Origin of the sequence: Halorubrum sp. SD626R, assembly GCF_001261915.1 — an archaeon.
In the GTDB taxonomy this organism is placed as follows: Archaea; Halobacteriota; Halobacteria; order Halobacteriales; family Haloferacaceae; genus Halorubrum.
Genome location: NZ_CVRT01000103.1, coordinates 1 through 22,757, shown reverse-complemented (window position 1 = coordinate 22,757; position 22,757 = coordinate 1). Strand labels below are relative to the sequence as shown.

At 69.7% G+C, this 22,757-nt stretch carries 26 protein-coding genes; 15 read left to right on the top strand and 11 right to left on the bottom strand.

The window, feature by feature from the left end:
- From SD626R_RS11025 to sdhC, 4 genes are all read right to left on the bottom strand, one after another.
- Positions 1-431, bottom strand: a 431-nt coding sequence (locus SD626R_RS11025) for an FAD-dependent oxidoreductase (protein WP_141651432.1), incomplete at its 3' end; no start/stop codon positions are given.
- 53 nt (positions 432-484) lie between these two features.
- Positions 485-1,375, bottom strand: coding sequence for a succinate dehydrogenase/fumarate reductase iron-sulfur subunit (locus tag SD626R_RS11020; protein ID WP_092566407.1), 891 nt, complete (start codon positions 1,373-1,375; stop codon positions 485-487).
- A 7-nt stretch (positions 1,376-1,382) separates the two neighbouring features.
- Positions 1,383-1,754 carry a succinate dehydrogenase/fumarate reductase transmembrane subunit gene (locus SD626R_RS11015; RefSeq protein ID WP_092566406.1) on the bottom strand — a complete coding sequence of 124 codons (372 nt, stop codon included), beginning with the start codon at positions 1,752-1,754 and terminating at the stop codon, positions 1,383-1,385.
- A 1-nt stretch (position 1,755) separates the two neighbouring features.
- Positions 1,756-2,181, bottom strand: coding sequence for a succinate dehydrogenase, cytochrome b556 subunit (sdhC, locus tag SD626R_RS11010; protein ID WP_092566405.1), 426 nt, complete (start codon positions 2,179-2,181; stop codon positions 1,756-1,758).
- 153 nt (positions 2,182-2,334) lie between these two features.
- On the opposite strand from sdhC, the gene SD626R_RS11005 reads away from it, so the two are divergent.
- The 4 genes from SD626R_RS11005 (at position 2,335) to SD626R_RS10990 (ending at position 5,372) form a co-directional block, all read left to right on the top strand.
- The gene (locus tag SD626R_RS11005; protein ID WP_092566404.1) at positions 2,335-2,529 is read left to right on the top strand and encodes a cold-shock protein; all 195 of its coding nucleotides are present in this window, start codon (positions 2,335-2,337) and stop codon (positions 2,527-2,529) included.
- A 138-nt stretch (positions 2,530-2,667) separates the two neighbouring features.
- The gene (locus tag SD626R_RS11000) at positions 2,668-3,360 is read left to right on the top strand and encodes a TetR/AcrR family transcriptional regulator (RefSeq protein ID WP_092566403.1); all 693 of its coding nucleotides are present in this window, start codon (positions 2,668-2,670) and stop codon (positions 3,358-3,360) included.
- Positions 3,361-3,414: 54 nt separating this feature from the next.
- Positions 3,415-4,794 carry an MFS transporter gene (locus SD626R_RS10995; RefSeq protein WP_092566402.1) on the top strand — a complete coding sequence of 460 codons (1,380 nt, stop codon included), beginning with the start codon at positions 3,415-3,417 and terminating at the stop codon, positions 4,792-4,794.
- Between the two features lie 101 nt (positions 4,795-4,895).
- Entirely contained in the window at positions 4,896-5,372 is a 477-nt protein-coding gene (locus SD626R_RS10990) for a 50S ribosomal protein L11 (protein WP_092566401.1), read from the top strand.
- Positions 5,373-5,431: 59 nt separating this feature from the next.
- Here SD626R_RS10990 and SD626R_RS10985 read toward each other — a convergent pair whose 3' ends face one another.
- Positions 5,432-6,157: a DUF4013 domain-containing protein gene (locus tag SD626R_RS10985; RefSeq protein WP_092566400.1), complete on the bottom strand. Its 726-nt coding sequence runs from the start codon at positions 6,155-6,157 to the stop codon at positions 5,432-5,434.
- 133 nt (positions 6,158-6,290) lie between these two features.
- Here SD626R_RS10985 and SD626R_RS10980 point away from each other — a divergent pair, with 133 nt between their 5' ends.
- Positions 6,291-6,578 (top strand): DUF8072 family protein, encoded by a 288-nt coding sequence (locus SD626R_RS10980; protein WP_092566399.1) that lies wholly within the window; start codon positions 6,291-6,293, stop codon positions 6,576-6,578.
- A 55-nt stretch (positions 6,579-6,633) separates the two neighbouring features.
- Here SD626R_RS10980 and SD626R_RS10975 read toward each other — a convergent pair whose 3' ends face one another.
- Together SD626R_RS10975 and SD626R_RS10970 are read right to left on the bottom strand one after the other, a co-directional pair.
- The gene (locus SD626R_RS10975; RefSeq protein WP_092566398.1) at positions 6,634-7,095 is read right to left on the bottom strand and encodes a universal stress protein; all 462 of its coding nucleotides are present in this window, start codon (positions 7,093-7,095) and stop codon (positions 6,634-6,636) included.
- Between the two features lie 85 nt (positions 7,096-7,180).
- Positions 7,181-9,106: an ATP-binding protein gene (locus SD626R_RS10970; protein WP_092566397.1), complete on the bottom strand. Its 1,926-nt coding sequence runs from the start codon at positions 9,104-9,106 to the stop codon at positions 7,181-7,183.
- A 127-nt stretch (positions 9,107-9,233) separates the two neighbouring features.
- Here SD626R_RS10970 and SD626R_RS10965 point away from each other — a divergent pair, with 127 nt between their 5' ends.
- Together SD626R_RS10965 and SD626R_RS10960 are read left to right on the top strand one after the other, a co-directional pair.
- Positions 9,234-9,569, top strand: coding sequence for a DUF7113 family protein (locus SD626R_RS10965; RefSeq protein WP_092566396.1), 336 nt, complete (start codon positions 9,234-9,236; stop codon positions 9,567-9,569).
- 70 nt (positions 9,570-9,639) lie between these two features.
- Positions 9,640-10,347: a DUF2270 domain-containing protein gene (locus SD626R_RS10960; protein ID WP_092566395.1), complete on the top strand. Its 708-nt coding sequence runs from the start codon at positions 9,640-9,642 to the stop codon at positions 10,345-10,347.
- Positions 10,348-10,378: 31 nt separating this feature from the next.
- Here the strand turns inward: SD626R_RS10960 and SD626R_RS10955 are convergent, their stop codons facing one another.
- On the bottom strand, positions 10,379-10,570 hold the full coding sequence (locus SD626R_RS10955) for a hypothetical protein (protein ID WP_092566394.1): 192 nt from the start codon (positions 10,568-10,570) through the stop codon (positions 10,379-10,381).
- A 367-nt stretch (positions 10,571-10,937) separates the two neighbouring features.
- Here SD626R_RS10955 and SD626R_RS10945 point away from each other — a divergent pair, with 367 nt between their 5' ends.
- The 4 genes from SD626R_RS10945 to SD626R_RS10930 all read left to right on the top strand — a co-directional run bounded on the left by SD626R_RS10945 (position 10,938) and on the right by SD626R_RS10930 (position 13,312).
- Positions 10,938-11,444 carry a hypothetical protein gene (locus SD626R_RS10945; RefSeq protein WP_092566409.1) on the top strand — a complete coding sequence of 169 codons (507 nt, stop codon included), beginning with the start codon at positions 10,938-10,940 and terminating at the stop codon, positions 11,442-11,444.
- Positions 11,441-12,550 (top strand): DUF7972 family membrane protein, encoded by a 1,110-nt coding sequence (locus tag SD626R_RS10940; protein WP_092566393.1) that lies wholly within the window; start codon positions 11,441-11,443, stop codon positions 12,548-12,550. The genes SD626R_RS10945 and SD626R_RS10940 overlap by 4 nt, the downstream gene beginning before the upstream one ends.
- Before the next feature lie 139 nt (positions 12,551-12,689).
- A complete protein-coding gene (locus SD626R_RS10935) occupies positions 12,690-12,971 on the top strand; it encodes a DUF433 domain-containing protein (protein WP_092566392.1) in 282 nt (93 codons plus the stop codon).
- On the top strand, positions 12,971-13,312 hold the full coding sequence (locus SD626R_RS10930; protein ID WP_092566391.1) for a DUF5615 family PIN-like protein: 342 nt from the start codon (positions 12,971-12,973) through the stop codon (positions 13,310-13,312). Before SD626R_RS10935 ends, SD626R_RS10930 begins: the two co-directional genes overlap by 1 nt.
- Before the next feature lie 269 nt (positions 13,313-13,581).
- Here the strand turns inward: SD626R_RS10930 and SD626R_RS10925 are convergent, their stop codons facing one another.
- Positions 13,582-15,261: a Na+/H+ antiporter NhaC family protein gene (locus SD626R_RS10925; RefSeq protein ID WP_092566390.1), complete on the bottom strand. Its 1,680-nt coding sequence runs from the start codon at positions 15,259-15,261 to the stop codon at positions 13,582-13,584.
- A 254-nt stretch (positions 15,262-15,515) separates the two neighbouring features.
- Between SD626R_RS10925 and asd the strand changes: the two genes are divergently transcribed.
- Both asd and SD626R_RS10915 read left to right on the top strand, forming a co-directional pair.
- Positions 15,516-16,562, top strand: a complete 1,047-nt coding sequence (asd, locus tag SD626R_RS10920; protein WP_092566389.1) for an aspartate-semialdehyde dehydrogenase — start codon at positions 15,516-15,518, stop codon at positions 16,560-16,562.
- An 84-nt stretch (positions 16,563-16,646) separates the two neighbouring features.
- A complete protein-coding gene (locus SD626R_RS10915; RefSeq protein ID WP_092566388.1) occupies positions 16,647-16,859 on the top strand; it encodes a hypothetical protein in 213 nt (70 codons plus the stop codon).
- 48 nt (positions 16,860-16,907) lie between these two features.
- Here SD626R_RS10915 and SD626R_RS10910 read toward each other — a convergent pair whose 3' ends face one another.
- Positions 16,908-18,911, bottom strand: a complete 2,004-nt coding sequence (locus SD626R_RS10910; protein WP_092566387.1) for a 3-hydroxyacyl-CoA dehydrogenase/enoyl-CoA hydratase family protein — start codon at positions 18,909-18,911, stop codon at positions 16,908-16,910.
- A 148-nt stretch (positions 18,912-19,059) separates the two neighbouring features.
- Between SD626R_RS10910 and SD626R_RS10905 the strand changes: the two genes are divergently transcribed.
- Entirely contained in the window at positions 19,060-19,656 is a 597-nt protein-coding gene (locus SD626R_RS10905; protein WP_092566386.1) for a DNA-3-methyladenine glycosylase family protein, read from the top strand.
- Positions 19,657-20,016: 360 nt separating this feature from the next.
- Here SD626R_RS10905 and SD626R_RS10900 read toward each other — a convergent pair whose 3' ends face one another.
- Entirely contained in the window at positions 20,017-21,372 is a 1,356-nt protein-coding gene (locus SD626R_RS10900; protein ID WP_176697313.1) for a RimK/LysX family protein, read from the bottom strand.
- A 169-nt stretch (positions 21,373-21,541) separates the two neighbouring features.
- Here SD626R_RS10900 and SD626R_RS10895 point away from each other — a divergent pair, with 169 nt between their 5' ends.
- The gene (locus tag SD626R_RS10895; RefSeq protein ID WP_092566385.1) at positions 21,542-22,588 is read left to right on the top strand and encodes a succinylglutamate desuccinylase/aspartoacylase family protein; all 1,047 of its coding nucleotides are present in this window, start codon (positions 21,542-21,544) and stop codon (positions 22,586-22,588) included.
- Positions 22,589-22,757 lie beyond the last annotated feature (169 nt).

Sequence of the window (22,757 nt, the reverse complement as noted above, 5' to 3'; positions counted from 1 at the left end):
CCGCGTTTGACCACCTGCTCGTACATCGTGTGGAGCATCTGGTGGCCGGTCTCGGCGCCGGCGTACGTCGTCCGGGGGAACGAGAGCCCGCCGAACGGGCGCTGGGAGACGCGACCGTCCTCCTCGCGGGAGAACGGCATCCCCCAGTGTTCGAGCTGGATGACCTCCTCGGGGCTCTCCTGACAGAGGGCCTCGACCGCCGGCGCGTCGCCGAGGTAGTCCGACCCCTTCATGGTGTCGTACGCGTGGTCCTGCCAGGAGTCGGCGTCGCGCAGCGCCGCGTTGATTCCCCCCTCGGCCGCGCCCGTGTGCGAGCGGACCGGGTGGAGCTTCGAGACGATGGCCACGTCGGCCCCGGCTTCCTGTGCCGCGATCGCCGCCCGGAGGCCCGCCCCCCCGGCGCCGACAACGATGACGTCGTGTTCGTGCATTGTTGGTATGGTAATCGGTTGGATCTGGAGTGACTTAGGGGTGTCTCCCGTCGCTACCAGAACTTCAGGTTGTTCTTGACCGCCTCGCGTTTCAGCTCCTGAATGTGCTCGGTGAGCGGGATGTCCTTCGGGCACACCTCGGTACAGGAGAACTGGGTCTGGCACCGCCAGACGCCGTGCTCCTGCTCGATGATCTCCAGCCGCTTCTGTTTGACTTCCTCGCCCTCGCGCTCGTCCATGGCGAACCGGTACGCCTTGTTGATCGCGGCGGGGCCGAGGTACTCGTTGTCGCCGGCGGCGATGTTACACGAGGACATGCAGGCGCCACACCAGATGCAGCGCGTCGACATCTTCACCTTCTCGCGGTTCTCCCGCGTCTGGCGCTGCTCCTCCAGCTCGCCGTCGGGGTACTCGTTCGTCTGGAAGTACGGCTCGACCGCCTCCATCTGGTCGTAGAAGTGCTCCATGTCGACGACGAGGTCCTTCTCGACCTCGGCGTGCGGGAGCGGCTCGACGCGGATCGGCTCCTCTAACTCGACGATCTGGGTCTTACACGCCAGCTTCTGGCCGCCGTTGACGAACATGGCGTCCGAGCCGCACACCGCCTGCCGGCAGGAGTGGCGGAACGTAAGCGAGGAGTCGTAGTTGTCCCGCGAGTACATCAGCGCGTCGAGGACGGTCATCCCCTTCGTGAACGGGACGTGGAAGGTGTCGAACCGCGGCTCCTGTTTCCCCTCCACCTCGGGGTCGTATCGGAACACCTTCAGTTCGATCGTATCCTCGTCGGCCGCGGCCTTCTCGGCCTCTTCGGCCTGCCGGCGGGCGCGCTCCTCCGCGGCCCGGCGGCGCTTCTCGGTCCGCCGCTCGTCGCCCTTGGAGGCGACCTCCGCATCGGTCTCGGTCTCGCTCGATTCCTCGGTCTGCTTGGGTATCTGTGTGCTCATGGTCGGTTCAGTAGAGTCCGATGCCCGCCCACGCGTTCGCGGTGCGCACGCCCTGCACGATCAGGACCGTGCTCGCGGCGACGAGCGTCCATTTGATGACGGTTCGTTTGGTGCCGGTGAGCCCCTGGTTGACGAGGGCATTGTAGACGCCGTTGACCCCGTGGAACGTCGCGGTCACGAGGAAGAGGATCATCAGCGAGTAGTAGCTCAGGTTCTCCATCCGCGCCGAGCTGGCGAGGAACGAGACCTCGTCGGCGTGGTGGACGAAGTGGAGCAGGAAGAAGTGGAACGCCAGCACGACGAGCAGGAACGCCGCCGTGATCCGCTGGAGCAGCCACATCCGCCCGCCCGACTGGAACGAGGAGTAGCGCTCGGCCATCTCAGAACGCCCCCGCGATGAACGTCGGCACGGACGCGACGGTGATCGCTCCCGTGAGGATCAGCGACGCGTAGAAGCTCTTGTTCTGCGACTCCAGGCCGACGCCGAGGTCGACGAGGAGGAGCCGGGTCCCGTTGAGCATGTGGAAGACGGCCACCGCGAGCAGGCCGACCTCGAGGAGCCGCACCAACAACAGGCTCTCCAGGCTGACGATCGTCTGGGTGTACACGTCCTCTCCCGCCATGATCGCGGCCTCGCTCGCGCCCGCCGCCGGGATACCGGTGCTCAACACGGCGATGTGGGTGAACAGGTAGCCGATGAGCACCCACCCCGTGAACTTATGGAAGATCCAGGCCCACATCCCCGCCTCGAACTCCCGCCACCGGCTGAAGTCCTCGATGAGGCCTCGATTGTACGACTGACTCATGTCTAACGCTTCCGCACTGGGGTCGTATAGTAGTTACTAACACGGCGGGGACGGCCCGGAAGGGGTCCCGACTCGCCGAGGTGTGTCTCCGTCTGTCACGGCGCCCTCGCTCGCGGAAGCCTTTTATGTACTCCTCCCGCCCGTACGGACGCAATGGCGAAAGGGAAGGTTGACTTCTTCAACGACACCGGCGGCTACGGATTCATCGAGACTGACGACGCGGACGAGGACGTGTTCTTCCACATGGAGGACGTCGGCGGCCCGGACCTGGAGGAGGGTCAGGAAGTCGAGTTCGACATCGAGGAAGCGGACAAGGGTCCGCGCGCCACGAACGTCACCCGTCTGTAACCGCTGACGACGACGTTCCAAGGTTGTATCGGCTTTTCGACTGTTTCACACCCGCGAGCGTCGGCTGCATTCGCGGGCGTCGGACCGAACGCCCCCGACCGATAGGGATTTACCGATCGCTGACTGACCAGTCAGTCAATGAGCGACCAGCCGGGCGCGGCCGACGAGATCATGGACGGGGTCTACCGCGCGCTCCGCGCCCACGGCTACGCCGACGTCACGATGCAGGACATCGCCGACGAGTGCTCGAAGAGCAAGTCGCTGCTGCACTACCACTACGACACGAAGGAGGACCTCCTCGTCGCGTTCCTCGACTACGTCATCACCGACTCCGAGGCGCGGATCCGGGCCCGCGCCGACGACCCCCCGGCGGAGCGGCTTGCCGGGTTCGTCGGCTGGTTCGTCTTCGAGGCCGACGCCGTCGACCGCGAGGCGTTCCACATCGCCCTGCTCGAACTCCGGACGCAGGGCCCGTTCAACGATCGCATCCGCGAGCAGCTGGTCAGGAGCGACCGGCTGCTGCGCGGCACCGTCGCCGACATCCTCGAATCGGGGATCGAGGAAGGAGTCTTCCGCGAGGTCGACGTCGAGGAGACGGCCGCCCTCGTGGTCGCCACCCTCGACGGCGCGCGGACCAGACAGATCACTCTCACCGGCGGGGACGGCGACGAAGCGACCGACGTCGACGACCTCCCCGAACCGACGTACACCCGCCGGGTCGCCGAGGCGACGCTCCAGCGGATCGTCGAACCGCTGCTCGCCGAGGGCGTGGCGATCCCCTCGCTGGAGGACGGTATCACCTCGATGCTCCGCGAGGGCGGGACCGAATGAGCGCGCGCTCGACGCGACGCGGGCGAGGCCCGGCGCCTCTGCGAGGCCCCTGAGATGGGGTGGCTCGGCTTCGATCGGCCGCCGACCGTGCTGCTCGCGGTGATCGCCAGCACCTTCTTCGTCGGGTTCGGCGGCGGCGTCGTCTTCCCGATCCTGCCGAACCTCGGCGCGGTCCTCGGCATCTCGGCGTTCACGGTCGGCCTCATCCTCTCGGCGAACCGCTGGGTGCGGCTCGTCGCGAACGCACCGGCCGGCGCCCTCGTCGACAGGTACGGGACGCGCAAGCCGTTCATTTACGGCCTCCTCGTCGAGGGGGTCGCCACGCTCGGCTACGTCGTCGCGCTCGCGATGCCCCCGGCCGAGTCGCTCCGACCCCTCGCGGCGTCGCTGCCGCGGGTCGCGGTCGGCGCCGTCGCGATCGGACCGGAGTGGTGGTTCGCGTCGGTTTCTGTCGCCGTCGCGCCCGAGACGTGGTTCCTCCTCGCTCGGGTCCTCTGGGGGCTCGGCTCCGCCGCGGTGTTCGCGACCGCCTACACCATCGCGGCCGACCTCTCCGACAGCGGCTCGCGCGGGACGAACATGGGCGTCGTCCGCGGGGGCATCACGATGGGATTTCCGGCGGGGCTCGTGCTCGGCGGCGTCGTCTCGTCGCTGGCCGGCAACGCGGCCGCCTTCGCCGTCGCCGCCGCCTTCGCGCTCACCGCCAGCGTCGTGGCCCACCGGTACGTCCCGGAGACGCACGTCACGGGCGAGCGCTCGGGCGACTCGATCAGGCCGTGGGACGTCGACACCGGCGTCCCCGCGCTGACGGTCGGGCTGGTCAACTTCGGGCTGCTGTTCGCATACATCGGCGCGCTGTTCTCCACGCTCGTCTTATTCCTCGGGGCGAAGGACATCTCGCTGTTCGGGCTCGCCCCGCAGGGGACCTCCGGGCTGTTCATGGCCGGCACCGTCCTCTCGGCGTCCTTCTTCATGCTCGTCGGCGGTCGGATCTCGGACTCCCGCGACTCGCGCACGCCGGTCCTGCTGACCTTCCTCGTCGTCTCGTTCGTCGGGTTCCTCCTGCTCTCCCGGTCCGGGTCGACCCTCGACCTCGCGCTCGCCTGCGTCTGTATCGGCGCCGGACAGGGCGGCACGAGCGGCCCGATGATGGCGCTGCTCGCCGACCTCACCCCCGACGAGCGGATGGGGCGGGCCTCCGGGACGAACAACGTCTTCGGCGACGTCGGCGGCGCGCTCGGCCCGATGGTGTCGCTGCCGCTGATCGACGCGGTCGGCTTCGCCCCGGTCTACGCCGCCTGTGCGGTCTTCCCGCTCGCCGCGGGCGTCGCGCTGCTCGTCGGCGTCCGCCGCGAGACCGGGACCTTCCTCCCGGGGCGCACCGCGGGCGAGACGGGGGGCGCCGCGGGCGACCCGACCGGCGCGGAGTCGTAGGCCGGGAGTATCCGGCCGTCGCCGTCACGCCGTATGCGAACCGCTAGCGCCCCCTACCCGAAAGAACAACCGTTAAAAGTCGCCGCCGGGTTCGTACGGACATGGCTGGAACCATCGAAGCGCTCGTCCCCGGCGGGCAGGCCAACCCCGGCCCGCCGCTCGGTCCCGAGCTCGGACCGACGCCGGTGGACGTACAGGACGTCGTGTCGCAGATCAACGAGGAGACCGCCGCGTTCGACGGGATGGAGGTCCCCGTCACGATCGAGTACGACGACGGCGGCTCGTTCACCATCGAGGTCGGCGTCCCGCCGACGGCCGAACTGATCAAGGACGAGGCCGGGTTCGAGACGGGCTCCGGCGAGCCTCAGACCGACTTCGTCGCCGACATGTCGATCGAACAGGTGAAGAAGGTCGCCGAACAGAAGTCGACCGACCTGCTCTCGTACGACGTGAAGAACGCCGCCAAGGAGGTCGGCGGCACCTGCGCCTCCCTCGGCGTCACCATCGAGGGCGAGGACGCCCGGACGTTCGACGACCGCGTCGACGCCGGCGACTACGACGACGTCCTCGACGCGTAACGCGGCTCCCCCGGCGTTTCGCTGGGTCCGGTTTTGGCTGCGGTCGCTTTCTCCGACGCCTACACCGCGGGCCGCTCCGCGAGCTCCGGCTCCGGCGGATCGGGCGAGACGGGTCGCACGTCGGCCCACGTCCGACCGACGACCGCCGCCGCGGCCACGAGCGCGTAGAACTGGACGAAGAAGCCCGCGATCGTCCCGAGGACCGGTACCACGGAGAGGACGCCGATCGCCAGCGTGCCGGCGAGCACGATCGCGGCGGCGGTGAGCCACCCGATCGCGTACGCTCGCTTCGAGACGGCGGTCCAGAGCGCCCCGATCGCGAACCCGTCGCCGACCCGGCCCGACTCGGCGACGGCGGCCAGCGCCGCGGGCGTCACGTAGAGCCCGACGAGCGAGACGACGACGCCGGCGATCCCGAGGGCGAGCGCGAGCGCGCCCAGGGCGAGGCCTCCCGCGGCGGCTCCGGCGTCGCCGCCGCCCGGCACCACGACGAACGTCCCGAGGGCCAGCGCGGCGGCGATCGCGAGGACCGCGAGCGGTAGCAGCGAGTAGACGAACGCGACGACGAACGCCTTCAGGCCGTCGACGAGGAGGTCCACCCACGCCTCGAAGGCCGGCGGCGCGTCGTCGCCGTCCGCAGTCCGTCGAAGCACGCGCGAGACGTAGCCGAGCACGAGGACCGACGGGACGACGAGCGGGCTCGCGACCAGGAGCACGCCGCCGATCAGGACGGTCACGACGGCGTCGTCGCCGTCGCGCAGGTAGGTTAGCGATGCTGGCATCATTGGTATCGCGTTAGTCTACGCTCCGTGGCAAGATAACGCCGCGCGTCGGCGCGGTACCTCCGGTTCGGCGACTCCGATGGGTCACCGCGCACCGGACCGCGGTTTTATTCCCGAACCGCACCGACTCGCGGTCATGCCCGATCTCCACCCGATCGCGAAGCGGATCCACAACGTCCAGCCGCGCCCGGTCCGACTCACCCTCGACGACGGCGAGACCGGCGTCTTCGAGTTCTCGTCCACCGAGTTCTTCCAGCGCGAGTTCCGCGGCGAGGGCGTCCGCACCGACGCCGACCGCGACGCCGAGTTCCGCCTGATCACCTCCGAGGGTCACGAGTCGGTGCTGCTGGGTCGGTCCGGACCGGACGAGGGGGGCTGGACCGTCGTCGGCGAGATCGTCGAGGCCGAGCGCGCCGAGGAGTGACGACGGCGCGGCCAAGCGTGTCTTCTGACGGTCGTACAGAGCTTCCGTCCCCGGCCTACCGCACGACCGTCACCGGCACCTCCGCTCGTCGGACGACCCCCTCGGCGACGCTGCCGAGCAGGATGCGCGAGAGCCCCGTCCGGCCGCGGCTCGCGAGCACGAGGTGGTCGAACGGCTCTGCGGTCCCCTCTCCGCCGTCCCCGTCCCCGACCGGGGTCTCGCCGCCCGCGACCGCGAGGATCGTCGCGGTCGGTCGACCCACCTCCAGCCTGGTGTCCACCTCTCGGTCCACCGTCTCCCTCGCCTCGCGGAGGATCCGCTCGCCGCGGCCCTTGGCGCTCTCGTACCACTGGTCGACCGCGCCCGGGAACCCGCCGTCCGCGCCGGTCGTCGAGTCCGCCGGGTTGATCACGTGGAGCGCCGTCACCGCGGCGTCCGGCCACTCCTCGACCGCGAACCGCAGCGCCTCGGCCGCCTCCTCAGAGCCGTCGACCGCTACGAGGATCCGTTTGGTCATACGCGGCAGTTCTCGGTCCGCCCTGAAAAAGGTCGACGGCGACTTCCGCCCCGTGGAAACCGGCTCCGACCCGGAGTCGACCCGCTCAGTCGCCGTGGCGCGTCACGCACTTCGAGAGCCCGATCAGCTCGACGGGCTCGGAGTTGTCCGGCGAGTAGACGACCATCTGACCCTTCTCCATGTACGGGACCTTGCCGGCGAGGTTCGAGGGGATGTTGACGCTGCTGATGGCGTCCTCGTCGCCGAGGTTGAGAACGATCTTCGTGTTCACCTGTTTGAACACCGACTCGGCCACGTCCTGCGGATCCTGGGTGATCAGGAAGAGCCCGAGCCGCTCCTTGCGGCCCTGCTTCGCGGCCTCCGTGAACTTCTGGACGACCTTCCGGGCCTGCACGTTGTCGGCGTCCGCGAGGAAGTTGTGCGCCTCGTCCATGCCGATGAGGAGCGGCGTCTCCTCGATCCGGTCGCTGTCGGGGTCGTTCGAGAGCTTGTCGTCGACGAGCAGCCCCGCGACCGCGAGCACGACGATCTCCTTCTGCCGCGAGGTCGGCAGGTGGTACGTCGGGATCACGGAGAGCCCGCCGGGGCGGACGAGGGTGTGGTCCAGCTCCGTGATCGGCTTCGCGTCCTGATCGAAGACGCCCCCGGGGACCGCGCGCACCCGTCGTTTGACGGCGTCGAACGTCGCCTCGTGGACCCGGCCGCTCTCGTCGAGCTCCTCCTTCAGCGCCGGGTCGTCGAGGTACGAGAGGAACTGGCTGTACGTCCCCGAGTCGCCGTAGTCGTCGAAGAAGCGGTTCAGGAGCGTCAACAGCGCGGGGTACTGGTTGTCGTTGAGCCCGGAGCCGGCGACGAGCCACGGCATGTCCCGCGCGAGCGAGAAGGGAATGGTGAACTCGACGCGCTCGGCGCGGTGGCCCTCCCCGGGGTACCTCGCGTTCGCGACCCGCGGCACGAGGGCGACCGTGTCGTCGTGGCCGCCGTGGGCGATCCCCTCGCGGTCGAGCCGGCGCGCGAAGTCGGCGTCGAGGTCGGGGTTGTCGTCGTGCATCTGCGCGTACTCGTCCTGCGGGTCGAACTGGACGACCGCCATGCGCGACTCGCGGCCGTCGCCGGTCGGGTAGGTGCGGTCCGAGTCGAGGTACTGCCGGAGGACGTTCTTCGAGGCGTGGGTCTTCCCGGACCCGGTCCCGCCGGCGACGAGGGTGTGCCGGAACGCGAGCGGGTCGCCGTCGGCGTAGTCGTCCTTCACCCGGTAGTCGACGGTGGGCGGCTCCGCCGCCGTCCGCACCTTCTCGCCGCCGACCGAGAGGTGGCCGAGGAAGACGCCGTCCTCGGGGATCTTCAGCCCGGTCTTGATCTCGGCGTCGTCGGAGGCCTCCTCGACGACCGCGCCCGGCTTCGGGACCCGGTCGGTCATCCGGCGCTTCATCCCGTCGCCCTCGCCGTAGACGACCGACATCGGCTCCAGCTCGGCCATGAACTTGTAGTCGCGCTCGGCGAAGTCGTCGCGGCGCATCTGGCGGCGGGCGTGGATCTCGGTGGCGTCGTCCGAGCGGAACTCCTGGGCGTACTCCAACCCCGTGATCCGACAGAACAGCCGCTCGCCGTCCGGATACGGGACGAGGAGGTACTTCCCGAGCCGCACCGCCTCGCGGTTCCCCGTCGTGACGAACGCCCGCAGCGTCGTCTCGTCTTCCTCCTCGGCGACGCGGAGCCCCTGCGAGACCGAGACGACGCCGAGACCGGCGTCCTCGCCCGCCGGCTCCACGTCGTACGCGGCGAACCCGTCGTCGGCCGCGTCGCCGTCGGCTGCGTCGCTCTCGACGGCCGCGGGCGCCGCCCGTCCGCCGTCGCCGGTCGCCGCGCCTCCCGAGGCCGACGCCTCCGCCCCGGGCGCGTCGTCGGTGTCGCCGGCGCCGGTCGAGTCGGCGTCGTCGGGGGCGTCGGCGGCGTCTCCCTCGCCGCCGCCCTCGTCGTCGGTGAACTCGGTGAAGTCCTCCAGCGTCATGAGCGAACCAGCGGCCGCCACGCCGAAAGCGTTTCGCCCTCCGCGTCGCCTCGGGCGTCGCGAGGGTCTCGGGCGGCGCCCGCGCCCGTCACGGGCCCCTTTTCCGCGTCGGGCCCCTACCGACGGTATGATTCTGGTTCGCGGCAGCGGCGGCGGGACCGACCTCACCGGAACGGTGTTCGAGCGCGGCGAGGACCCGCCGACGTACAAGGGCGCGCCCGACGAGGACGCCCCCTACGTCTGGGTGTGCGACGCCTTCTATCAGGTCGAGAGCGGCGGGTCGGCGCTCACCGTCGACGGCGAGGAGATCCGGGTCGCCTTCGAGGAGCCGATGCCCCGCGGCTTCGACACCAAGTCCGCCGCGCTCGACGCGGCCGAGGAACACGTCCGCACTCAGTTCGCGCGGATCGGCGTCGACCCCGACGACGTGGCGGTCGAGGCGACGAAGGCCGACCCGGCCTGAACCGCTCGCATCGGGACCAACGCGGGGCGCCGCATCGGGATTTACCCGTCGGGGGCCGGTACGGCGTCGTATGTCGGAACCACCGGAAGACTTCGATCCCGGGTCGCGGGAGGAGCGCGAGGTCGCCGCCGAGGCCGCGAGCGACCGCTCCGACCTCCTCTCGCTCATGGCCCACACCTACCGCGGCGAGCTCGGGCGGATGAGCTCGTGGCGGACCCGCATCGACCGGACGACCAACTGGGCGGTCGTGGTGACGGCGTCGCTGCTCACGTGGACGTTCTCGAACGAGTCGCGCCCGCACTACGTGCTGCTCATCGGGCTCGTGATGCTCAGCGTCTTCCTCGGGATCGAGATCCGCCGGTACCGCATGTTCGACGTCTGGCGGTCCCGCGTGCGGCTCCTAGAGGAGAACGTGTTCGCGAACGCGCTCGATCCCGAGGGCGTCGAGCAGTCGAACTGGCGGAAGCTCCTGAGCGAGGACCTCCGCGAGCCGACGATCAAGACGCCGAGCGCCGAGGCGATTTCCCGCCGTCTCCGACGGGTGTACGCTCCGCTGTTCACCGTTCTCATCGCCGCGTGGGTCGTCCGACTCACGGTGTTCACGCCCGCCGGAAGCGGCGTCGTCGCGACCGCGGACGTCGGCGCGATTCCCGGCGCCTTCGTGCTCGCGCTGGTCGCCTGTTTCTACCTCGCCGTGCTGGCGCTGACCCTGCGCCGGGCCCCGAGGCGGGCGAAGGGCGAGCTCGGGTCCGCGGACGACACCGACGAGTGGAAGTGACCCGAGTCGCTCGGGGTTCCTCTCGGGATCCTTACTCCTCGTCGTCCGGCGTGGAGACGCCGAGCGGGAGCGATTCCGGCGGCTCCGCGTCGCCGTCGAGCCCCTCGTAGGCGTCGTCGATGAGGCGGGCGAGCTGGGCCTCGGGCGTCACGCCGCGGGCGGCCGCGAGCGCCGCGAGCCGCTCGTACTGCTCGGGCGGAACGGACACCGAACCCTCTGTCATACCCGTCGCTGGTCGCCGTAGCTACAAAAGCGTTGTTCGGGACCCCTGCGCGGATCAGCCGAAGATCCGGAGGAGCCCGAGCGCCCACCGAGCCGGCTCGAAACAGACGAAGAGGACGCCCTCGGAGCGCGAGAGCAGCCGTCCGGACCACAGCGCGGCGACCATCAGCACCGTGAGGACCGTCAGCCAGAGCAGCGTCTCGATCGCCGCGGGCCCGACCGAGAGCGGGCGGACCAGCGCGTACCCGTTCCGTCAGGCCGGTATTTAATCCCTACCGACCCCCGCCGGGCGAACCGGTCCCGTCCGGCACCGTGTACTTATCCGTCGGCCGATCGTCGTGTTCCCGCATGAACGGACGTGGGGCGCCGTGAGGCGACGAGACCTGATGCGGGCGGGCGCCGCGGCCGGCGCGGCCGACCTCGCGGGCTGTGCGAGCGGCGGCGACGCTCCGACCTTCGAGGAGGGGTTCGAGGACGGGATCTGGGAGTGGGAGGCCGGCGCCGCGATCGGCCCGGAGGTCGATATCGAGGACTTCGACTGGGAGGTCGACGTCTCCGAGGAGGAGGCGGCCGTGGGGGAGCGGTCGCCCCGGATCTGGAACCAGGGCGAATACGACGACGGGGTGACGTGGGTGGTCAGCCCCGTCCCGATCGAGTCCGGGAGCTCGTATCGGATCGAGGTGAGCGGGCAGTTCTGGAGCGGGCTGCGCGACGCGCTGTGGCTCGCCGGCGGCTGGCGCGAGTACGCCTTCGAGTGGACGACCCCGGAGCTGTCGACGGACACGCTCTACCTCGCCGTCGGCACGGCCGTGATCTGGGAGGCGGACGCGACCCACTACGTCGACGACCTCTCGGTGCGCGTCGAGCCGCGATGAGCGGGGGGTCGGGAGCGTCGAGCGAGGACGACGCGGACGACGCCGAGAGCGGCACGGACACCGCCGACACGATGCGCGAGCGCGCCGGCGAGAATCGCGTGAAGCTCTGGCTGCTGTTGCGCGCGAACCGGCTCGTCGTCGCGACGGTCCTCTCGTGCACCGTCTTCGTCGCGTTCGTCGCCGTCGCGATCATCCTCTCGCCGTCGCTCGCGGCGAAGGTCGGCGCGAGCGATCCGATCGAGACGCTGTTCGCGTCGATGATCACGGCCATCGTCACGGGAGCGACGCTCGTCGTCACCATCGGACAGGTCGTGCTCACGCAGGAGACCGGTCCGCTCGGCGACCAACAGGAGCGGATGGAGGACACGCTCGCGGTCCGGAACTCCGTCGCCGAGCTGACCGGGTCGCCGGCGCCCACGGACCCCGCGGCGTTCCTCGACGCGCTGCTCGTGGCCGCGTCCGACCGCGTTCGAGACGTTCGCGAGTCGGTCCGCGAACGCGGCGACGACGACCCCAACGGGACCGCTCCCGAGGAGGGCGTCGACGACCTCGCTGCGGACGTCGACGATCTCGCCGCGGACGTCGACGAACTCGCCGCCGACCTCGTCGACAACGTCGAGGCCGTGCGCGGTCGGCTCGACGGCGCCTCGTTCGGCTCCTTCGACGTGGTGTTCGCGGCCCTCGACTTCGACTACAGCCCGAAGATCGGTCGGATCGAGCGGATCACCGACGCACACGACGAGGCGCTCACCGACGCCGAGCGCGACCTCCTCGGGGAGCTGCGGGAGGCGCTGTCGCTGTTCGGTCCCGTCCGCGAGCACGTCAAGACGCTGTACTTCCGGTGGGAGCTGATCGACCTCTCCCGGCTAATCCTGTACGCCGCGGTGCCGGCGCTGGTCGTCGCGGGCGTCATGCTCACCGCCGTCGACGCCGGGACGTTCCCGGGTCGCACCCTCGGCGTCGACCACGTGACGCTCGTCGTCGGAGCCGCGTTCGCGGTCACGCTCTTCCCGTTCTCGCTCTTCGTCTCCTACCTCCTCCGCGTCCTCACCATCGCGAAGCGGACGCTCGCCATCGGGCCGCTGGTGTTACGGGACTCGGAGTAGGGGAGCGCGGTCGCTCTCAGAGGTGTCGAAATGTCGCCCGCGACACTACCGGACGAAAATCTACTACTAGGCTCGGTGGAAGTGAAATGGGTGAATTCCGGCCCAGACGTTCAAGTATAGTGCCGGCGTAGCGTACTGTATGAGCCAGGTGACGAGACGTATCGTACAGGAACTTCATGACGAACCGCATCTCGAAGGCAGACGGATTACTGTTCAGTTCATCAAAGAACAGATCGAAGAGCGGGGGCTCAACCCGAGAACAGTCGCCGATCGCCACGGTCTAGACGTAGCTGATGTCTATCGAGCGCTCACGTACTACCACGACCATCCCGAGGAGATGCGTACGGTTGAACGCCAGCGGCGATCTGCGATTGAAGGCCACGACCACCTGACGACAGACCCCGACGACGTGCGTGGCTGATGGGGTATCGAATTCTCGCAGACGAAAACGTCGAGCAGGCGACGATCAATTATCTGCGGAAACTCGGTCACGATGTCGAGTGGGTCGGTGATGTGGCGGAACTCAATCTCGGCACCGACGATAGGTCGATCGCTGTGTACGGACGCGAGACGAACCGTCTCGTTCTCACCCAAGATGACGACTTCTTCACTCAGATCGACATCGAAGACACTGCTGGAATCCTCTTTCAGAAGGATCAGACGCTTTCGGCTCGAGAGGTGGGAAATGTCGTACACGAACTCTCCGAACATATCGACCAGTCCGACGTGACGCTCGAATACGTGAGTCGAAACTGGATGTAAAACTGCCGTTGGGAGCTAATAGCACACTTGAAATGTACGCCCGCAACACTAACGACCGGTCTCATCTCCGGCGGCGTGCCGCGTCGACCGGGAAACCCTCGTGGCGGGCGGTCGCCTGCGCGGCGACGGGCGGGTCGCGTCAGCGACCGGATGTCACGCGCCTGGGTTCTCCGCGCTGTCATCGCTCCCATCGGGGAGTACTCGGGCGGGGACTGAGGGCGCGCATCCGACGGTAGCCGGCGGACGCTTTTAAGAAGTCGGTTGAGTGCTCAGTCGTCCTGCTCCGCGCCGGCGACGACCACGCGCTCGCCGTCGTCCTCCTGTCGCTCCGAGACCGACACCGGGTCGATCCCCCGGCGGGCGGCGTCGAACTCCGAGAGGAGATAGACGAGCCCGGCGAGCAGGGCGGCGCCCAGCGGGAGCAGCGCGAGCGGCGTCACCCGCGTGACCCCCCAGACGACCAGTAGGAGGACGACGACCGCCGCGACCGTGACCGCGTAGTAGATCTGCGTCCGGACGTGGTCGATCAGGTCGGCGCCGGTGAACGTCGCCGAGAGGACGGTCGTGTCCGAGATCGGCGAGCTGTGGTCGCCGAAGATGGCGCCGGAGAAGATGACGCCGACCATCGCCGCCACGAGCGTGTGGCCCGCCGCGCCGCCGCCGCTGATCTCCCACGCGATCGGGATCGCGATCGGGGTGACGATCCCCATCGTCCCCCACGAGGTGCCGGTCGAGAAGGCGATGACGCCGGCGACGACGAACACCAAGGCGGGCAGGAACGCGGGCGAGACCGACCCCACCGCGATGTTCGCGACGTACTCGCCGGTGCCGAGGGCGTCGATCGCCCCGCCGATCCCCCACGCGAGCACGAGGATGGAGGCCGCGGTGAGCATGATCCCGAAGCCGTCGATCGTGTACTCGGTCGCGTCGCCGAACCCGAAGATATCGTAGACCCTACCGAGGACGAAGCCGCTGGCGACCATCGCGAACGAGCCGATCATGAGCGCCACCTCGTAGGAGGCGTCGAGCGCGGCGTCCCACAGCCGCCCGCCGGCCGCGCCGAGCTCGCCGGCGAGGAGGTCGCTCCCGAAGCCGACCGGCGAGAACTCGCCGGACCACAGCGCGGTCGCGACCGTGACGGCGACGAGGGCCGCCACGGGGACGAAGAAGTTGACGAGTCGCGGAGTCGACGCCGGCGGCTCCCCGAGCTCCCCGGCGACGTCCTGCATCGGGACCGCCTCGTCGCGGGTCACCTTCCCCGAGGTCCACGACCGGTTCTCGGCGGTCAGCATCTCGCCGTAGTCGCGCCCGGAGCCGACGATCAGGAGGACCATCACGATCGCGAGGATCGCGTACATGTTGAACGGGATCGACGAGACGAACACCTCGAAGGTGCCGGGGCGGTTCGCGGCGTCGACGCCCGCGGCCTCGTACCCCTCGCCGATGAGCGAGAGCTGGAAGGCGACCCACGAGGAGATCCCCAGCGTCGCCACCGGCGCCGCCGTCGAGTCGACGATGTACGAGAGCTTCTCGCGGGAGATCCGGAGGCGGTCGGAGACGTCTTTCATCGCCGAGCCGACGATCGCGGTGTTCGCGTAGTCGTCGAAGAAGAGGACGATCCCGAGCCCCCAGGCGACGAGTCCGGCCTGCCGCTGGGAGTCGAGCCGTCCGAGCGCCCAGTCGCGGACCGCGGCGGTGCCGCCGAGGTTCCACACCATGGCGACGCCGGAGCCGAGCAGCAGCGTGAAGACGAGGATGGTCGCCTGGAACTCGTCGGACACCGCCGCGACGATCCACTCGAACGTCTGGACGATCCCGAGCCCGCCCGTGACGATAACGGCCCCCGACCAGATGCCGAGGAACAGCGACAGCACCGCCTTGCGGGTGATCACCGCGAGGACGATCGCGAGCAGCGGCGGGGCGACGGACAGCGCTCCGAACCCGGTCATTGGTACTCACTCTCACACGCGAGTATTTAATACCACCCGTGGCCTCAGGCTGATGGATTCGGCGGAATTCGGCGCGCTCGGGAACCGATCTCGGATCGATGGCGCTCACGGCGACCGTTTGTCGCTCTTCTCGCGCTCTCGGTCGGCGTCTCGGAGATCGGGACGACCGGTCCGACGCGGGGACTCTCTCCCGCGCCGGGCGGATTCGGCGCGTATCCGAACGCACTTACGTCCCTGTGACCGACCCACGCGCAATGTCTGTACGAGTCGGTATCCTCGGTGCCACCGGCGCCGTGGGTCAGCGGTTCATCCAGTTGCTCGACGACCACCCGACGTTCGACCTCGCGGCCGTCACCGCGAGCGCGGAGAGCGCCGGGAAGACGTACCGAGAGGCCGCCAAGTGGCGCGTAGACACCCCGATCCCCGACGGGGTCGCGGAGATGACGGTCGCGGAGACGACCCCCGCGGGGATCGCGGACGCCGACGTCGATCTCCTGTTCTCGTCGCTGCCCTCGGGGGTCGCCGCCGAGGTCGAGCCCGCCTTCCTCGAAGAGGGATACGTCGTCTCCTCGAACTCCTCGAACGACCGCATGGCCGCCGACGTCCCCCTCACGATCCCCGAGATCAACCCCGGCCACCTCGACCTCATCGAGGTCCAGCGCGACGAGCGCGGCTGGGACGGCGCCCTCGTGAAGAACCCGAACTGCTCGACGATCACGATGGTCCCCACGCTCGCGGCGGTCGACCGGTTCGGGCTGGAGAGCGTCCGCGTCTCCACGCTGCAGGCGGTCTCGGGCGCGGGCTACTCCGGCGTCACCTCGATGGAGATCATCGACAACGCCATCCCGCACATCGGCGGCGAGGAGAACAAGATGGAGACGGAGTCGCGCAAGCTGCTCGGCGAGTTCGACGGCGCGGAAGTCCACCTCCACGGCGCCGACGTGGCCGCCTCCTGTAACCGGATCCCGACGCTCGACGGCCACCTGGAGAACGTCTTCGCCGAGTTCGCCGAGGACCCCTCCCCCGCGGACCTCCGCGAGGCGATGCGCTCGTTCGAGGGCGCCGGGAACCTTCCGAGCTCGCCCGACCAGCTCATCAAGGTGTTCGGCGAGGACGAGCCGGAGCGCCCCCAGCCCCGCCTCGACCGCACGTACGCGGACGGGATGGGCATCGTCGCCGGCGGCGTCCAGTCGACGACCGCCGGCGCGAAGTACAACTGCCTCGCGCACAACACGATCCGCGGTGCGGCCGGCGCCTCGCTGCTCAACGGCGAACTGCTCGTCGAGGAAGGGTACGTCTGACCGATCGACCCGCGGCGGACCGCGACGAATCGAGCCGAACGAGACCGCCAGAGCCTTTATCCTCCGCGTTCCGCTCCCGACGCCATGTCAGAGCCGAGCCAGAAGCGGTCCCTCCGAAGGGGCGTCGCCGTGCTCCTCGTCCCGCTGTCCGGGGCGACGACCCTCCCCGGATTCGTCGAGTCCGCGCTGCCCGGTGTCTCGAACGCCCTCGGCGCCGCGCTGTTCGTCACCGCCGTCACCTATCTCGTCGCCAGCCTCGGCAGACAGGTCGCCGCGGCCGCCGACACCCCGCTGTAGCGGTCGCGATCGATCGGGGAGGTCTCGGCCTCGCGTCCCGCGGCGGGCCTACTTCCCCTCGAACTCCGGCTCGCCGTCGCCCATGAACGCCGTGACGCCCTCCACGAGGTCGTCGGTGTTCATCACGTGGCCGAAGCCCATCGCCTCCACTTCGAGGCCGGCCTCGGCGTCGGTGCGGCCGGCGTGCATCGCGCGCTTCGTGTACTTCTGGGCGATCGGCGGGCCGGCTGCGAGCCCCTCGGCGAGTTCGCGCCCGCGCTCGTCGAGTTCGTCGCCGGGGACGACCTCGTTGAGGAAGCCGTACCCCTCCAAGGTCTCCGGCTCGTAGCGCTCGGCGGTGAAGATGATCTCCTTCGCGCGCCCCTCCCCGACGATCCGGGCGAGCCGCTGCGTCCCGCCCCATCCCGGGAGGAGCCCGAGGTCGTGCTCGGGCTGGCCGAGCTCCGAGCGCTCGGAGGCGACCCGCAGGTCGGCCGCGGTCGCGAGCTCCATCCCGCCGCCGAGGCAGTAGCCGTCGATGGCGGCGACGACGGGCTTGTCGGACTCCTCCAGCTTACCGAACGTCCGTTGCCCCCGCCGCGAGAGCTCGACGGCGTCGATCGGGTCCGCGCCGCCGGCGGCCATGCTCTGTACGTCCGCGCCCGCCGAGAAGGCGCGGTCGCCGGCGCCCGACAGCAGGATCGCGCGCACGTCGTCGTCCGCGTCCAGCCGGTCGATCGCGTCGTCGAGCTCGTCCAGCAGCTCCCCGCTGATCGTGTTCATCCGGTGCGGGCGGTCGATTTCGACGTGTCCGACCCGGTCTTCGACGGCGACGTTGAGGGCGTCGTAGTCGAGCGCGTCGCCCGCGGCGTCCTCGCCGTCGTCGCCCTCGGCGTCGCCGTCGCCCCCGCCGTGAAAGCCGCCGGCCTCGGCGGCCTCGCGCAGGTAGTCGGTCGCCTCGTAGCGCGCCTCGCCCGTCTCCTCGTGGAGCGCGTCGAGCACGTCGACGAGGGCCGCGAGGCCCTCGTCGTCGGCCAGCTTCGCGGGACCGTCCGGGAAGCCGGCGCCGAGCGTCACGGCCCGGTCGATCGCGGGCGCGTCGGCGACGTCGTTCCCGATCAGGCCGGCGACCTCGTTGGCCATCACCGCGAGCAGGCGCCGCCGAACGTCCGCGTCGACCGCGTCCGAGGGGATCCGAGCGCCGTCGCCGTCCTCGTAGTCGTAGAACCCCTCCCCGGTCTTCTTCCCGAGCTCGTCGGCCTCGACCTTCTCGACGAGCAGCGGGCAGGGGCGGTACGCCTCGCCGAGGGTCTTGTGCATGTACTCCAGGACGTGATACCCCACGTCGATGCCGACCTGGTCGGCGAGCTCGAACGAGCCCATCGGGAGCCCCATGTCGAACTTCGCCGTGGAGTCGACCGCCTCCATCGTGGCGTCGCCGGACTCGACGATCCACGCCGCCTCGTTCATGAGGGGGACCAAGATCCGGTTGACGATGAAGCCCGGGCTGTCCTTCCGGACGCGGACCGGGGTCTTCCCCATCGACTCCGCGAGCCCCTCGATCAGGTCGAGGGTCTCCTCCGAGGTGTGCTTGCCGGAGATGACCTCGACGAGGTCCATCCGCACCGGCGGGTTGAAGAAGTGCATCCCGCAGAAGCGCTCGGGGCGGTCGGTCACCTCTGAGAGCTCCGTGATCGAGAGGCTGGAGGTGTTGGTGACGAAGACGGCCTCGTCGGGCGCGTGCTCGACGACCTCGTCGTACACGTCCTTCTTGATCGCCATCTTCTCCGGGACGACCTCGATCACCACGTCGGCGTCGGCGAGCGACGCTTCGAGGTCGACGAACGTCTGGACGCGGTCGAGCGCCGCCTCGGCCTCGTCGTCGCCGATGCGGTCCCGCTCCGCGAGCTTGCCGAGCGACCACTCGATCTGGTCGTAGCCGTCCTGGACGAGGTCCTCTTCGATGTCCCGCAGCGCCACGTCGTAGCCCGCGAGGGCGGCGACCTCCGCGATGCCGTGCCCCATGTTCCCGGCGCCGAGGACCGTCACGCGCTGGACGTCGTCGAGTTGCATACGGTATCGGTCGGAACCGCGGCGGTTGAACGTTTCCATCTTCCAAACGCGAAACCCGCGGCAAGTTTACGACGCCCGGAGCGCGCGACGGGCCCGACCGTCGCCGCGACCGAAACCGTCGGGTGGCTCCGGCTCGAACGCCCGGCCGATGGACGACCGAGCCGCGGCGACCCTGCGCGAGGATCCGACGATGGCGACGCTGATCGATCGGCACGGCCGGCTGTCGATCGAGCCCGCGGACGACGAGTTCGCGCGCCTCTGCACCTCGATCGTGAAACAGCAGCTCTCGACCGCCTCCGCGGCGGCCATCCGAGAGCGCTTCGTGGACGTCCTCGGCGGCGAACCGACCCCCGATCGCGTGCTCGCGGCCGACGAGACCGCCCTGCGCGAGGCCGGGCTCAGCGGCACGAAGGTCGAGTACCTGCGCGCGGCCGCCGCGGCGTTCCGCGACGGCGACCGCGACCTGACCCGCGAGGGGCTGGCGGACGCGAGCGACGAGGCGGTCGTCGACGCCCTCACCGAGATCCGGGGTGTGGGGGAGTGGACCGCCCGGATGTACCTCATCTTCGCGCTCGGCCGCGAGGACGTGCTCCCGCTCGGCGACCTCGCGGTGCGGAAGGGGATCGAGCAGGTGTACAACGACGGCGAAGAGCTGACGTGGGGGGAGATGCGCGAGATCGCCGAGGCGTGGCGGCCGTACCGGAGCTACGGGACGCGCTACATCTGGGCGGAGTACGAGTCGTAAGTTGTTGTGTACTGAGTGATATCGGATAGCATCGAAGATCCAGTCGCTCAGTTGTACGTAATCGACGATCCTGCAGTGAACACCTCCAAAGCCCCAGCTGCGAGGGCGACACACGCTCGCTGTGCTCCTCGGTCGCTCGCGGTGCTCGCTCCCTGCGGTGCTTGCGTCGCCTGTGTCGCCCTCGCAGCTGCCCCTTTGAGTCTCACCCGCCCGGCACCGCAGCCTCACACCTCCCCAGCCTCGCGGTTCGCGCTCTCCGAGCGCTCACCGCGTCCCTCGCGCGTGCTGCTCGGCCGCGAGGCGGCCTCGCAGGCACGCGCCACCGCTTTCGTTGTCGAATCGCCTCGCCTCTCGCGTTCGCTACTCTTCCTCTTCCAGGATCTCGCCGGCCTCCCCGCGCTCGGCCTCGTCGGTGTCGGCGCGCCGCCGGACGTCGACCCGGTAGTCCGTGAGGATGTCGCGGCCGAGGAGGAGCTGGTACTCCATGTGACCGCGGTCCTCGACGCTGGCGGTGACGGTGTGCTGGTTCCCGCCGATGCCGATGACGAGGTCGACGACGGGCCGCGCCTTCCCGCCCTTCACGCTCCCCGACTTCACGCGCGTCATGCTCTTGATCGGGCCCGCGCCGATCTCGGCGGCCAGCTGCGTGTCGATGCTCGTCCGGGTCGCGCCCGTGTCCGACTTCGCGAGCGCCTGCGTGGAGCCGGAGGTCCCCGTGACGACGACCTCCTCGATGTAGCCGATGTCGGGCTGTTCGGACGGGTTCTTCTTCGGCACGGGCGCGCAGGACGGCCGCGAGTCGTCGAGGGTGGCCGCGACGCGCTCGACGTCGGCGTCGTCCACCTCGCCGCCGACCGTCTCGATCGCGAGCCGCGCGATGTGGGGGGCCGGACTCGTGCCGGTCGCCTCGTAGAGCCCCTTGAAGCCGGCCGTCGGGTTCACTTCGAGCACGTACCAGCCGTCGTACCCCTCGACGAGGTCGACGCCGGCGTAGTCGAGGTCCATCACGTCGGCCGCGTACAGCGCGGTCTCTGCGGCCTCCTCGGGCATGTCGTCGGTGGCGTCCTCGACCGCGCCGCCGAGCGCGACGTTGGTGCGCCAGTCGCCCTCGGGCGCGTAGCGGTACATCGAGCCGACGATCTCGTCGCCGACGATGTAGACGCGCAGGTCGCGATGCTTCTCGTCGTCGCGGTCGATGAGCTGCTGGAGGAACGCCTGCCGGTTGCCGACCTTCGGGTTCACCCGCTCGGTGAGGTCGACCTTCCACGTGCCGCCGCCGTGGGTGCCGATCGCGGTCTTGTAGACGCCGACCTCGCCGAAGCGCTCCCGGCCCTCGTTGAGCCGGTCGTTCGACAGCGCGAGCAGCGCGTCGGGCACCCGGATGTTCCAGTCGGCGAGCGTCGCCGCCGTCGCGAACTTGTGGATCGACGCCAGCACGGCGTTCGGCTCGTTCAGCATCGGCCGGATGCGCTCGAACGTCGTCGCCAGCCCGAGCAGCTCCGCGGGCTGGTCGGTGTTCGACAGGAGCAGTCGGTTCGCGATGACGTCGACGGCGGGCTCCACCGAGACGTCGCCGTCCTCGACGCTGATCGCGGCGTTCTCCTCGCGGAGCCAGACGGGCTCGTGACCGAGGTCCTCGACCGCGTTGCAGATCGCCTTCGTTTCCTTGCTGTTGTGCAGCGACAGCACTCCCACCCGGACCGGATCCGAACTCATGGCCGCACCTGCGTGGGCCCGGGTAAAAGGTCGCCCGATCGGTGAGCCGGGGGCAACCGCCGACCGAATCCGAGGTTGCCGCCGACCGACAGCCGACCGGTCGGCGACACGTCAGTCCCTCGATTCTCCGGTCGTCATATATATACCCCCCGCCCCGCTCCCTCGTGACATGAGCGACGACCGGGTGTTCACGTACAACGGCGGCGCGGTGCCGCCCGGCGAGACGCAGAACATCCGCTACGGGATCAGCGAGACGTACCTCGGCGACCCCGTCCGGATCCCCGTGACGATCGTCAACGGCGAGCGCGACGGTCCCACGGTGTTCCTCACCGCGGCCGCGCACGGCGACGAGCTCAACGGGGTCGAGGTGGTCCGCGAGGTCGCCCACGAGTGGGACCTCGGCGACCTCGCGGGGACGCTCGTTTGCCTCCCCGTCCTCAACGTCCCGGGCTTCCTCGCCCAGCAGCGCTACCTCCCCGTCTACGACCGGGACCTCAACCGCTCGTTCCCCGGCAAGCCCGGCTCGACGAGCTCGAAGCGGATGGCCCACCGGATCTACGAGAACTTCATCGCGCCCTGCGACTTCGGGCTCGACTTCCATACCTCCACCCGCGGCCGGACGAACATGCTCCACGTCCGCGCGGACATGGCCGACGCCGGCGTCCATCGCCTCGCGATGGCGTTCGGCTCGAAGGTGATCATCGACAGCGACGGGCCGGGGGGTACCCTCCGCGGCGAGGCGACGGCCAACGGGATCCCGACGATCACGATCGAGATGGGCGAGGCCCACCGGTTCCAGCGCCCGCTCATCGACGACGCGCTCGGCGGCGTGCGCTCCGTCTTCGCCGAGTACGGACTGCTCGACGCCGACACCGTGCGCTGGCCCGGCTGGCGGACGATCATCGCCGGCGCGGGCGAGAAAACGTGGCTGCGCGCGGACTCCGGCGGCATCGTCGACACGCACTTCGAGAGCGGGTCGCTCGTCCGCGAGGGCGAGCGCATCGCGACGATCACCAACCCGTTCAAGCAGGACGCGGTCGGCATCGAGGCCCCCTTCACGGGGCTCCTCATCGGACTCCTGGAGAACCCCGTCGTCTACCCCGGGAACCCCCTCTGTCACCTCGTCGAGATCGACGAGGCGGTCCGCCGCGCGATCGAGACGGGGGACGCGCCGACCCCGGTTGGACAGCCGGAGCCGTCGGAACCGGCGGACTGAGACGCCGACGGCTATCTGTAAACGGACACTGCGGTGGCGCGCGCCGCCGAGCGGCCGCCACCGGCGGCCGCGAGGTGCGCGTGTGAGGGACGCCGCGAGCGACCTGGGCGACCGAAGGGAGCCCCGAGCGAGCGGCGAGGCTGGGGAGGCGTGAGGTGCGGTGCTGTGC